General features: G+C 43.1%; 14 protein-coding genes. 2 read left to right on the forward strand and 12 right to left on the reverse strand.

What is annotated here, in order from left to right; translation table 11 throughout:
- Window positions 1-274: 274 nt before the first annotated feature.
- The 8 genes from U9Q77_08940 to U9Q77_08975 form a co-directional block, all read right to left on the reverse strand.
- Window positions 275-745: a hypothetical protein gene (locus U9Q77_08940; protein ID MEA3287482.1), complete on the reverse strand. Its 471-nt coding sequence runs from the start codon at window positions 743-745 to the stop codon at window positions 275-277.
- Window positions 746-755: 10 nt separating this feature from the next.
- Window positions 756-1,184 (reverse strand): hypothetical protein, encoded by a 429-nt coding sequence (locus U9Q77_08945; protein ID MEA3287483.1) that lies wholly within the window; start codon window positions 1,182-1,184, stop codon window positions 756-758.
- Window positions 1,184-1,552 (reverse strand): flagellar protein FlaG, encoded by a 369-nt coding sequence (locus U9Q77_08950; protein MEA3287484.1) that lies wholly within the window; start codon window positions 1,550-1,552, stop codon window positions 1,184-1,186. The genes U9Q77_08945 and U9Q77_08950 overlap by 1 nt, the downstream gene beginning before the upstream one ends.
- 12 nt (window positions 1,553-1,564) lie before the next feature.
- On the reverse strand, window positions 1,565-3,040 hold the full coding sequence (fliD, locus tag U9Q77_08955) for a flagellar filament capping protein FliD (protein MEA3287485.1): 1,476 nt from the start codon (window positions 3,038-3,040) through the stop codon (window positions 1,565-1,567).
- A gap of 8 nt (window positions 3,041-3,048) precedes the next feature.
- Window positions 3,049-3,375 carry a hypothetical protein gene (locus U9Q77_08960; protein MEA3287486.1) on the reverse strand — a complete coding sequence of 109 codons (327 nt, stop codon included), beginning with the start codon at window positions 3,373-3,375 and terminating at the stop codon, window positions 3,049-3,051.
- 195 nt (window positions 3,376-3,570) lie between these two features.
- Entirely contained in the window at window positions 3,571-4,392 is an 822-nt protein-coding gene (locus U9Q77_08965; GenBank protein MEA3287487.1) for a flagellin, read from the reverse strand.
- 731 nt (window positions 4,393-5,123) lie between these two features.
- Window positions 5,124-5,318 (reverse strand): helix-turn-helix domain-containing protein, encoded by a 195-nt coding sequence (locus U9Q77_08970; GenBank protein MEA3287488.1) that lies wholly within the window; start codon window positions 5,316-5,318, stop codon window positions 5,124-5,126.
- Between the two features lie 65 nt (window positions 5,319-5,383).
- Entirely contained in the window at window positions 5,384-6,205 is an 822-nt protein-coding gene (locus U9Q77_08975) for a flagellin (GenBank protein MEA3287489.1), read from the reverse strand.
- A 395-nt stretch (window positions 6,206-6,600) separates the two neighbouring features.
- On the opposite strand from U9Q77_08975, the gene U9Q77_08980 reads away from it, so the two are divergent.
- Window positions 6,601-7,161, forward strand: coding sequence for a response regulator (locus U9Q77_08980; protein MEA3287490.1), 561 nt, complete (start codon window positions 6,601-6,603; stop codon window positions 7,159-7,161).
- A gap of 19 nt (window positions 7,162-7,180) precedes the next feature.
- On the forward strand, window positions 7,181-7,660 hold the full coding sequence (locus tag U9Q77_08985) for a DUF4442 domain-containing protein (GenBank protein ID MEA3287491.1): 480 nt from the start codon (window positions 7,181-7,183) through the stop codon (window positions 7,658-7,660).
- Between the two features lie 6 nt (window positions 7,661-7,666).
- Here the strand turns inward: U9Q77_08985 and U9Q77_08990 are convergent, their stop codons facing one another.
- Genes U9Q77_08990 through rsmI form a run of 4 tightly spaced genes read right to left on the reverse strand, consistent with a single transcriptional unit; the run spans window position 7,667 to window position 11,242 of the window.
- Window positions 7,667-9,313, reverse strand: a complete 1,647-nt coding sequence (locus U9Q77_08990) for a S41 family peptidase (protein MEA3287492.1) — start codon at window positions 9,311-9,313, stop codon at window positions 7,667-7,669.
- 2 nt (window positions 9,314-9,315) lie between these two features.
- On the reverse strand, window positions 9,316-9,945 hold the full coding sequence (tmk, locus tag U9Q77_08995; GenBank protein MEA3287493.1) for a dTMP kinase: 630 nt from the start codon (window positions 9,943-9,945) through the stop codon (window positions 9,316-9,318).
- Window positions 9,942-10,568, reverse strand: a complete 627-nt coding sequence (locus tag U9Q77_09000; GenBank protein MEA3287494.1) for a hypothetical protein — start codon at window positions 10,566-10,568, stop codon at window positions 9,942-9,944. The genes tmk and U9Q77_09000 overlap by 4 nt, the downstream gene beginning before the upstream one ends.
- Complete coding sequence (rsmI, locus tag U9Q77_09005; protein ID MEA3287495.1) at window positions 10,565-11,242, reverse strand: 16S rRNA (cytidine(1402)-2'-O)-methyltransferase; 678 nt, start codon at window positions 11,240-11,242, stop codon at window positions 10,565-10,567. Before rsmI ends, U9Q77_09000 begins: the two co-directional genes overlap by 4 nt.
- Between the last annotated feature and the right edge of the window lie 175 nt (window positions 11,243-11,417).

Consider the following 11,417-nt stretch of genomic DNA (forward strand, 5'->3'; position numbering starts at 1 on the left):
GCAAAGTGTTGATATATATGGATTTATGCTTATTCACTATATGTTGTTGCATTTAATGGTTTTAGGGTACATTTTATGAATTCTCAGATACTTTTTGCGGTTTCGTCAAGCTTCATATTTTGAGCATAGCTGCTTGTCAGGGCGTAGCATGTAGTGTGGAGACTGATAGCTATGGTCAAGATTTTAAGTACAACAGAACTGGAAAAGATGAAGGAGATAACGCACAGTTTGAAGTTTAATTTGTATAAAATCTTGTTGGAGATTCCAATGACGCCTACAGATCCTTTATTATCTTATCGGCGACAACATCGATTACAGCATCTGATGCGTACTGATTTTCGCGGATATTCTCAAGAACTTCCTGCATACGAGTTGGTGATAAACTTAACTTTGCACTTGTTGTTTCGTCTGCAATTTTACCAGCAACAGTTGAGATAACCTCAGGTGAAGAATAAAAATCACTTTCGATCTTTGCTTCTATAACTTGCTGTTCTTCCGCACTTAGAGTCTCAACTGTGGACATCTCGCCTGTAAAACGTTGAATCTCAGCATCCCGCTGGAGTAAGGTTCTAGCAGAATCTGAGACATTTACCTGGTCTTGAGAGATCTTCTGGGACTGATCAGTTTTTGCAGTGGGTGCTCGAGCACCCAGATCACTTGATTTTTTGACCTGGCTTTGTTTTTCATTGCGCTCAGAGCGTCGGAATTCTGGAGGAAGATTTCCAATATTCTTAATCGGCGACATGATCCTCTCCTTAGATACTCCTGGTATCTATGATCGTTGGTTGTTGTGCATCTTTCATGACATTCGTGGCCTCACCCCTAGTGTCGGCGATCTTTCCCATTTCTTTAACAACATTCATCTTACGTATCTGTAGAATATCTAACAGCTTCGCATCTGTTACAACAAGTGATTTTGCAATGCTGGATATCTGCCGTCCTAATTTTGATCTCCGTAATTCAGCACCATCCATCCGCAGTGAGTCCTTTTGTAGCTCCAGATGTCTAAGGCGATCGATCCAATGATCCCGCGTATCTAATAATTCTAAAATAGATTTCAAAGATATGGTATCCGAATCATTGATAATCTCCTGGGTTTTTGCCATGATCTCATGAAAACAGACCATTTCCTGTTCCAGAAGTACGTGTGCCGAATGAGTTAACGCGTGATTTCCAGGAGTCATCAGATACTCCTCGCGAAAATCAGCCCAGAGACTTCTCTTAATTTGGACATGAGATGCAACATCTCTTCTCTGGGTATCTGACGGACCTGTTTACCTGATTCATCATCCATAACCTTGATCACCGGGTTGGGCGTTCGGTCATCAAACGAAAATGATACTTTGGTACCCAGCGCCTGCACTACATCAGTTACATTTTTTACAAGCTCTGTGAAATCGACCAGATTAATATCAAGCACTGCGCCATCCTGGGTGGTCTCAGAAGTTTTCTCTGATTCGTTCACTTCCTTGAGATTAATCACTTTTGAAACAGGTTCAATCTGAGGGTTGGATACCGAATTTTTTGCAAGTTCTACGACTACAGCTTCCATAATCTTCCTCCTTTACTGAAAAAAGGATCCTAGAAAACTTTGTTGACTTTGTAATTTGTACATCATCTCCTGTAGACTTGTAAACTCTTGTCTTAATTGGTCTTCTCGACGATAAAGAATATCATCCATAAGTGATATGCGATCAGTAAGATTCATCAGCTGGTCATCGATATTATTCTTACTGCTGTTTATGGATCCACCGGTTTTGACATAGTTTTCTAAATAACCATCGAGTTGGGTTGCCAAACCATCTGCTGAGTTGAAAAGCTCTGCTACATAGTTTGAATTTGTTTCGATAGCAGTCGTAAACTTATCCATATCAGCTATGGACAACATGCCCTGTGAATCTGCTTCAATTCCAATGGAAAATAGACGGGAATAATCAGTATTACTGACACCACTTACTTGATTTAAGGTGAAATTTCTTAGATCGTAGACTATACCGCGATAAGTCACGTCATCAGCCAGCATACCACGCTCATAAGTATCTGGATTCATCTGGGTCTCTTCACGCAGGTAGGTCATGGCCTCATTATAGGCATCAATGAACCCGTTGACCTCCGTTTTGACACCCTCCGTATCAGCAACAACAGTGATAGTCTGTGTTGCTGCTGAAGTATCCAACATTTTAATGGACACTCCAGCCAACGCATCTGTCACATTATTACTGTCTCGATAAAAATCCAATCCGTCTATATTAAATTTGGAATTTAATAAGCTGGTCGTCGTACTGGTACCTACGTCAGTGATATATCCACCGGCACTGCCACTACTCTGAATACTATCAGATACACCCAGTGCTGATAAAAGACCATCAGCTGAATCAGTGAATTCCATGCGATAGGTATATCCGGATGACTCACTCCTCAGGACCAAGCGTGATTTCCCTGATTCCTCGGTGACCACAGAAGCTCTTACTTGTTCTTCAGAACCGATTGTTTCATCTGAAACCGCTGTGTACATGGCACTATTGATAGCATCGGCTATCTGAAGCAAGGCTTCATCATTGTCTAGAGCCAGGTCAGCCGCTGAAACAGTCATGGATATGCTCACCCGATTATTTGCATCTTCATCTGTAGGTGCGCCTACTTCGATAGAGAATGTTTGATCGGTGAGGAACCCGCTAAAACTGGAATCTCCATCAGTATATTGCTGTGATACCCGTGTATCTGATATTGCCAGACGATCGATGGTGATAGCGTGATTACCAAGAGCGGCTGTCGCGCCGGCAGTGGCAGTCATTACATCACCATCACTGGTGGAAGCAGAACGTGCTGCAAAATAATCCGTTACTGGATCTGATAAACGTTCAGCCTTCGACTGAAGGGCTGACAGTTTGCTATCCAGATCCGATAAGGTATCTTTCCGCTGATTGAGTGCATACTGCCGATCGAGCAGAGCATCCTTTGGCCTCGATTCGAACTTCATATACTGGTCAACCAGATATTGAATCGAATTTTGTGAACCTAATAGCGAGTTGATATCCATTATGCAACCTATCTAATATTCATAGCCTGGGACCAGGTCTTACGTAAATCCATTAGATTTGTAAGAGCAGTGTCAAATTCGCGTTTATGAATGTGATCCGCAATTTCCGAATATACTTTATAAAATGTTGAGGATATATCTCCAGCTTCAAAGTTCAGTGAATTGATCAATTCCTGAACTGCCTCCAAAGCCCTGCGGTGATCTTCTTGAGCACAAGCCTTGATGGCTGCCTCAAAGATGTATGAGATCAATTCCTCAGGACTGGCCGTCATGATCTTTTGAACCAAGTATGGATTTGGCTGAGAGTCTGGGGTCATATTCTGGTTTGCCAACATTTTATCATCTCCGGTGAATTGTCAAGTTCCATGCCACCATCTGGATATTCATCCGAATGGGGTTAAAACCTCTTTCAGTTGTTGCTATCATTGTGATGGAAATACTCAAGAGGTTTAAGACAAGGTTTACAAAGTCAAAAAATAATGAAGCTGGATGGGAAAGCATTTCCCATCCAGCTGTCATAGTTTCCTTCCTTAACGGAAGAGAGAGAGCACTACTTGTGGTGCACTGTTTGCCTGAGCAAAGGATGAGATAGCAGTCTGTTGAAGAATCTGCAACTTCATCACTTCCATTTGTTCCTTGGCAAAATCGGCATCTTCCACTGATGAGCGGATCGCTTCAGTATTGGTGGATGCTACTGACAAAGATTGTTCTTTGGAAGCAAGACGCACCTTATACTCACCAACATCCTGGATTCGACCTGCGAGTGTATCAATTGCTGTTGATACAGTTGAAATAGCACTACTGGCACCATTAGCTGAACTCAGTGAAATGCTATTGATGCTCAATGCAGCTGAGTCAGAGTCACCCAGGGAAACAGATAACTGATCTGTAGAACCTTCACCGGTATGAAAAGCACCAGAATAGCCACCATCGATGAGGCTGTCACCGTTAAAGGTGGTTTCAGCTACAATATCCTCAATTTCAGAAACCAGAGCGGAAACTTGGTCATCAATCGAAGTACGCTGAGTACTGGAAAGCGTATAATCGGCTGCCTGAGTTGCTTTTTCTTTTACGGTTTGGAGAATATCCATGATATTCTGATAGCCACCTTCGGCAACATTTAACACGTTCTTGGCTTGACTTACATTTTGCAAGGCAACATCCAGACCACGTTTTCTGGTTTCCAAACTACGGGCTAACTGGTAACCGGCTGGATCATCTGCAGCTGAGTTGATCTTTTTGCCTGTTGCCAGACGCATTTGATGCATGGACATCTTGTCACTGATATTCCCCAGTGAATTCATGTTCTGCATCGCTTGAATGTTCGAGTAAATCCTCATTAGTTCACTCATTTAAAACCTCCTTGTTTAGATATGGGCTTCCTTGCCCACGTTGACGGTAATCGTGGTACGGTTTCAGGCTCCGTCACTTCCTCATGTAAAACCGCGTTCAAAAAACCTTCACAACGAATATCGCCAGTTTGGGGCAATCATTAGTTCTGGTGGCATTTTTGGTGGGTGTAAGGGTTTGAGTGAATAATATTCAGTAATTTTTATGTGAATTAATTACACAACAGGGATTATCAGCATTATCACTTAGCATTTGATTGTTTTTCAGGGTTTACATGAAGATTTAATAAAATAAAATAATATTCAAGCATGATTTCAGGGTGGACTTGGGCAATTATTAAAGTGGCGGATAATAATGTTGGGCTATGTTCATAAAGAACCCGATGTGTACACCTTTCGAGCCTCAGGGAGACACACTCAATATCCACCGGGTTAATAACGTAAGCACTAATACCAAATTCAGCTCCAAATGGCCTGTAATTTCTTCATCTTTTACCGTTATACTTCACTTAATATTTTATCCATAGCTATGGCTATGCAAAAAACATGAAGATCGTATAACACTAAAATATTTTGAAATTAATAGACCCTTTAGAACTGAAATTGGTATAAGATTTATGCGAATAAGCATATCAATCGTATTTGCGACTTGAAGGGGGTGATGCTGGGTCTTTTGCGATAATAAAAAAACCCCCAAGTCTCCTTGAGGGTTTAAGGGTACACGAGCAGGTTTACTAGCTATTGATCTCCTTCAGTTTTTCAGTCAGTATCTCATCAAACATCCGGTCCAAGTGATCTTTTTTAACCTTCCATTGACCTCCCAGCTTCAGGCCGGGGATTTTTCCTTGCTGTACCAGGCGATAAACGGTCTGCTCCTTGATTTTCAAATAACCAGCTACATCTTTGATACTCATAAAGCCATTTGACATTGTCGCCTCCTTTCACAGTTCAGAATAAAGGGGAGATCTTTACAAGCTCCCCTATTTTTGGATATTTATCTGAAGAGTGAGAGAACGACCTGGGGTGCCGAGTTTGCTTGCACTAAGGATGATACGGCTGTCTGCTGCAGGATCTGCAACTTCATCACCTCCATCTGTTCCTTGGCGAAATCGGCATCCTCGATCACACTCCGAGTCGCTTCTGCATTAGTAACTGCCACAGAGAGTGTCCGTTCTTTAGATGCCAGGCGAACTTTATATTCACCAACATCCTGGATGCGACCAGCCAGTGTATCGATTGCTGAACTCGCCGTAGAAATGGCTCCACTCGCACCATTAGCAGAGGACAAATCCAGTGAATTGATACTCAAAGCCGCAGAATCGCTATTTTGTAATGTGATGGTCAGCTCATCTGAAGCTCCCTCACCAGTATGAAATGCACCGGAATAACCACCATCAATGAGACTGTCACCGTTAAACGTGGTCTCATCCACAATCTCTTCGATCTCTGCAATAAGAGCAGCGACCTGGTCATTGATTGATGATCGTTGTGTACTTGACAATGAGTAGTCAGCTGCCTGAGTAGCCTTCTCCTTAATGGTCTGGAGAATATCCATAATATTCTGATACCCGCCTTCAGCTACATTCATAACGTTTTTCGCCTGACTCACATTTTGCAGAGCAGCGTCAAGTCCCCGACGTCTGGTTTCAAGACTTCTGGCCAACTGATATCCTGCAGGATCTTCAGCTGCGGAATTGATCTTCTTGCCGGTTGCCAAACGAAGTTGATGCATACCGATCTTTTCATTGATCTGACTCAATGAATTCATGGATTGCATGGCTTGTACGTTTGCGTGAATTCTCATCAGGTCACTCATTTTGAACCTCCTTGTTTAAACAATGACTTCCGTGTCATCTTTCACGATCTTTACTCTCTCTTGCAGGACTGTGATCGTTGTCAGCCCGGGTGGTGTTTGATATTTTTCAATAAACTTTAACACTCAACCCTACTATCGGGGATGGGTTCCTATTCTTTAACCCTTTTTAGGGTTTATTAATCTAATTCGATAATATTTACTATTATTCTACAATATACAACAAACCATATCCGCTCTATCTAGCTGTATCTTTTATGGTTAAGAGATATTCATTATGAATGATCATTCATAATTGCTTCAGATCCTGCAATAGCATATTCATCTAATCAATTACATAACTATATTGAAGCGATATTTTAATTGATTCTCTGTTCTGGAACCGATAGGATTTCTGCATGAAGATACTGGTAGTTGACGACATTAAGTTCAATGGGATATTAGTCGTCATGGAGTTAAAGCGCCTGGGACACGAAGTAATTCAAGTACTCTCCGGGATGGAAGCCCTGCGCGAAATAGCAGCAAACGGATCCAACTTTGACCTGGTGGTAACTGATCTTATGATGCCAAACATGGATGGGATCGACCTCTTCAGGAATACAAACAACTTACCCCAGTACAAGGACGATGCCCTGCACACGCTTCCGCCGTTTATTCTCCTTACTGCCTCAACTGATGTCGATCAACTTGTCGAGGCAAAATTGGCCGGTTTCTCTGACATATTGCTGAAGCCCCTGGACAAAACACGCCTGGAACAGGCACTGGACAATATTGTCAGTCAACAGGTTTCCTTCGAGCGGACTCTGGGCCAGGCTCTAGAATCGATCAAACAAATGGTTGTCCAGATCAAATCCCGCAAGGATCTGAATTCAGCTAAAACCACCGCTGGTTATCTGCAGGTTATGATCAGTGATCTATATTCATTTGTGGAACAGGAAGATCCGGATGACACACTTTAGCATTCAAGGAAGATAAGTAATGATCACAAATTGGAAGAAAACGGCAGCTGTTTGGTACTTTGGCTTAACCAAGATACCCCTCATCCTTTTCGTTCGGCCAAAGGTTCATATTCTGGATAGTGAGCAGTGCATCATCCATATTCCGCTTAAACGTCGCACACGAAATCATCTACATAGTTTATACTTCGGGACGATGGCAATTGGGGCTGATCTTGCTGGTGGCCTGTTAGCCATGGAATTGATCGCAAAAAGCAAGCATCGGATCAATCTGGTTTTTAAAGATATGCAGGTAAATTTTTTAAAAAGGGTCGATGCTGATGCACTATTTACCTGTCAAGATGGTGCAAAAATCAAAGCGCTTATTGAAAAAGTTCTGGCCACAGGTGAACGACAACATGAGACCCTGAACATCCTGGTAACTGCTCCTGATAAATATGGCGACGAAATCTTGGCTGAATTCGCCCTGACACTGTCCTTAAAGGAAAAGGAGCGTCGTTAAACCTGATTAATTGTTCTTTTGAGCGAGAATAGCCTGCAACTCGGTTGCCGAAGATAATAACTCTACAGCTTTGACCACAACGGGATCATGATTCAATGATGCGGCAACCCGAGCCCCATTTCCACCCATAACATTGGCGATCTCACTTTCCAGACCGCTCAGGATCTGAAGCCTGTTCGCTTCGATCTCATCCTGTTGCTGAATCAGATCTAAACGCTTCAACTCAGACCGTAGCTTGATCATATCTACATGGATGGAACTGGTTGAATCGATCAGATCTGCTGACTTTGATATCCAGCGTTGTAGATCGCTTGGGGGAAATAAATCGTGAAGTTCCAGCCAAACATAGAAACTGTCAACCTGACTATCTGCGAGGTGTATTGGCAAAGTAAGTCCGGGATGTTGCTCCTCATATTCCAGAGCATATTTGAAGAAGAGTCTTTTTCTCCACAGATTTTGTTCCAGGCTGCTCAGGACAGGATCTGCTACTTTCAGATCCGGCGTTACACCTCCCCCAGCTTCAAAACGACGATGATTGTCTGAAAAATAACTCTGTTCTCCCATTGTCAGGGTATCTTCATAAATAACTTCAGTTGCGATCTCTCGTTTCTGGATCAATCGCCCACTGGGTAGGTAATACTTAGCCGTAGTAAGCTTGAGCCGTGTTTCAGGTGTTAAACGGGTAACTGTCTGAACCAGCCCCTTGCCAAATGTTGATTCACCTATCACCACTGCCCGATCATAATCCTGGAGAATACCGGAGAGAATCTCAGAAGCAGAAGCAGATCCACCATCCACCAGAATAGCCATGGGAAGGTCACTATCCACAATGGGACGACGACGAGCGTAGAATTTTTTATTGGATTGATGAACTCTCCCTCTGGTTTCCAGCAATAGCTCATCTTTTTCAATAAATAGGTCGGCACTTCGCAGTGCAGCGCTTAACAAACCGCCTGGATTTCCCCTGAGATCTATAACCAGCGCGTTTAAATGGGTCTTATTCAATTTTCGCACTGCTTTTTCCAGGTCTTCTGAGGAATATTTTGAGAAATTAGATAGTTTGATATAGCCTGTACGTTCATCCAACAAACCGGAGTAACTGACATCAGGAACTTTGATCAATTCGCGCTCAAGCTCAAAGGTCATCAATTCCCGTTCACCTTCACGCTTAATAACTAACTTTAACAACGACCCTTTTTCACCGCGGACCAGTCTGGCTGCCTGACTCAGATCCAATTTGCGGGTCCAGATGGAGTCAATCTTAACGATCCGGTCACCTGCTTGGATCCCCTGTCTATAGGCTGGCGTTCCATCCATGGGAGAAATGACAACGAGAGAGTCATTCATCCGTCCGAGGTGCATCCCTACACCGCCGTATTCACCAGTGGTGATAGCATCAAGACGATGAGAATTATTATCATTGATGTGTTGAGAATAGGGATCCAACTCACGCAGCATCCCTGAGATAGCGGCATTTGAGAGTTTCACGGCATCAATCTCAGCAACATAACGATCAAGGATTGTCTGATACACCTGCTTGATAGCGTTTTCACCATCAACACGATCATCCAATGATTGAGTAAAGAGTCTGGCTGACCATAAGGTGAGCAAACCCATTGCCAGAACTGGAAGATAGATATGTCGGAATTTCATAACTAATTGTTCAGGAGGTGATCAACCCTGTTTATAATGGTATGCTTGATATCTTCTATACTATTGCGGCCATCCAGAACTAGAAAACGATGGGATTCTTCGCTGGCAAGTTTTAGATAACCATTTCGAGTACGCTGTTTGAACTCTACATTTTCAGCTTCCAGGCGATCCAGTTCTCGATCATCCATGCGGTCTTCAGCGGTTTCAAGTGGGGTGTCCACCAGAATAGTGAGATTCGGCTCGACCTCTCCAATCGCCACATCAGCAACCTTTTGAATACTGGTTAACGAAAGATCTCGCCCATATCCCTGATAGGCAATGGTACTATCCACAAACCGATCAAGCAGAACAATCTCACCTCTGTTAAGGGCTGGCATGACCTTTTCAGCGATCAATTGACTTCTACTGGAAAAGTAGAGCAGCATCTCGGTGATGGGACTCATTTCAATATTTTCTTTGTCCAATAGAATATCTCTTATCTTTTCAGATATCCTGGTACCGCCTGGCTCCCTGAAAAGGTGAACAGAGTAGCCTCTATCCAGGAGTTCATGGTACAGCATCTTACACTGGGTCGATTTTCCAGACCCATCGATTCCTTCAAAGCTGATGAACAAAGGACGTGAAGTTTTCATTTTTTGGTTTTTGCCAGTTGGATCAATATCCATATATAGTCATAGAAACTTAAAGCAGCCAATAGCCAGGGTAACAAAATTACAAATAGATAAGCACGTTCACCCGGCCAGGCTCCCAGCAATGCAAACAAGAAGATGATACCCATTCTATCCCACCTCAAAAAATAGAGTCTGGGAATATTGATAGCCATAAGATCATATTTCATCTGAAGGTTGGTGAGCAGGTACAGTCCTGAAATACCCAGCAAGGCCGCTCCACCGGTCCACCAGTGTCCCTGAAGCCACATATAGAACGTTAGAGCCACTACCAGGGGAACTTCTTCCACAAAGTGCTTAAACCGATTTGCGGGAACTGAACGATCTACAAATACATGGAGATAAACTTGATCCAGAAAGAGCCAGATCGCTACTAACAAAGCCGTCAGGAAATAGGCTCCCAACAGAATGGTCAGAATGCTTAAACCTTCAACACCCCAGCGTAATTTGTTCAGCCAGATCGCATCAATATCACTATTGCGAACCTGCGTGATGGCAGAGTTCAGAACCTTTTTTAATAATTTTTGAGCGAATTGCGGATAATTGAAATCATCGCGTGCATATTCAAATGTTTTGTCTGTCGTCATGCTTTCTTTCCTCCGATCAAGATAACCACTTCACCTTTTATGCTGCGGGTGTCTAACTGTTCCCTGATCTCTGAAACGGTTCCCCTGATAAATTCTTCGAATTTCTTGGTGATCTCCCGACCAATAACCACTTGTCGGTTCCCCATGTGGTCATGGATATCTCGAAGTGTTCGACCAACCCGGTGGGGTGATTCGTAGAGGATCAGAGTACGCGGATCCTCTGCCAGATATTTGAGACGGCTTTGGCGACCCTTCTTGCGTGGTAAAAAGCCTTCAAAGGTGAATCGGTCTGAAGGCAAGCCTGCAGCCACCATAGCAGCTAACATGGCTGATGCACCTGGGATGGGCACAATATCAAGCCCTGCTGCCACAACTGCACGAGCCAGATAAAAACCAGGATCACTGACCAGAGGTGTTCCAGCATCCGTGATCAAAGCCACATCGTCACCATTTTCCAGTTTACGCAAAAGTCCTGGTGTAGCCTGTTCCTTATTATGATCATGGTAAGAGAACATGGGTGTTGATATCTCATAGTGTTTCAGTAAAACGCCAGATACACGAGTATCCTCAGCCGCAATGAGATCGACCTTTTTCAGGGTATCAACAGCACGAAAAGTAAAATCACCCAGATTGCCGATGGGCGTAGAGACGATATATAGTTTACCAGTAGACATAATTTAGTCAAAAGTCGAAAGTCGAAAGTCGAAAGTCGAAAGTCAAAAGTCAAAAGTCGAAAGTCGAAAGTCGAAAGTCGAAAGTTGAAAGTTGAAAGTTGAAAGTCGAAAGTCGAAAGTCAAAAGTCGAAAGTCGAAAGTCGAAGATATTTTTAAACTCCCAACACCTAACACC

The sequence above is a fragment of the Candidatus Neomarinimicrobiota bacterium genome (assembly GCA_034716895.1).
Lineage (GTDB): Bacteria > Fidelibacterota > UBA8477 > UBA8477 > JABMPR01 > JABMPR01.

Excerpts from the sequence above, each read along its gene's own strand:
- U9Q77_08940 (MEA3287482.1), bottom strand. The coding sequence starts at position 745 with ATGTCGCCGATTAAGAATATTGGAAATCTTCCTCCAGAATTCCGACGC.
- U9Q77_08945 (MEA3287483.1), bottom strand. The coding sequence starts at position 1,184 with ATGACTCCTGGAAATCACGCGTTAACTCATTCGGCACACGTACTTCTG.
- U9Q77_08950 (MEA3287484.1), bottom strand. The coding sequence starts at position 1,552 with ATGGAAGCTGTAGTCGTAGAACTTGCAAAAAATTCGGTATCCAACCCT.
- fliD (MEA3287485.1), bottom strand. The coding sequence starts at position 3,040 with ATGGATATCAACTCGCTATTAGGTTCACAAAATTCGATTCAATATCTG.
- U9Q77_08960 (MEA3287486.1), bottom strand. The coding sequence starts at position 3,375 with ATGTTGGCAAACCAGAATATGACCCCAGACTCTCAGCCAAATCCATAC.
- U9Q77_08965 (MEA3287487.1), bottom strand. The coding sequence starts at position 4,392 with ATGAGTGAACTAATGAGGATTTACTCGAACATTCAAGCGATGCAGAAC.
- U9Q77_08970 (MEA3287488.1), bottom strand. The coding sequence starts at position 5,318 with ATGTCAAATGGCTTTATGAGTATCAAAGATGTAGCTGGTTATTTGAAA.
- U9Q77_08975 (MEA3287489.1), bottom strand. The coding sequence starts at position 6,205 with ATGAGTGACCTGATGAGAATTCACGCAAACGTACAAGCCATGCAATCC.
- U9Q77_08980 (MEA3287490.1), top strand. The coding sequence starts at position 6,601 with ATGAAGATACTGGTAGTTGACGACATTAAGTTCAATGGGATATTAGTC.
- U9Q77_08985 (MEA3287491.1), top strand. The coding sequence starts at position 7,181 with ATGATCACAAATTGGAAGAAAACGGCAGCTGTTTGGTACTTTGGCTTA.
- U9Q77_08990 (MEA3287492.1), bottom strand. The coding sequence starts at position 9,313 with ATGAAATTCCGACATATCTATCTTCCAGTTCTGGCAATGGGTTTGCTC.
- tmk (MEA3287493.1), bottom strand. The coding sequence starts at position 9,945 with ATGAAAACTTCACGTCCTTTGTTCATCAGCTTTGAAGGAATCGATGGG.
- U9Q77_09000 (MEA3287494.1), bottom strand. The coding sequence starts at position 10,568 with ATGACGACAGACAAAACATTTGAATATGCACGCGATGATTTCAATTAT.
- rsmI (MEA3287495.1), bottom strand. The coding sequence starts at position 11,242 with ATGTCTACTGGTAAACTATATATCGTCTCTACGCCCATCGGCAATCTG.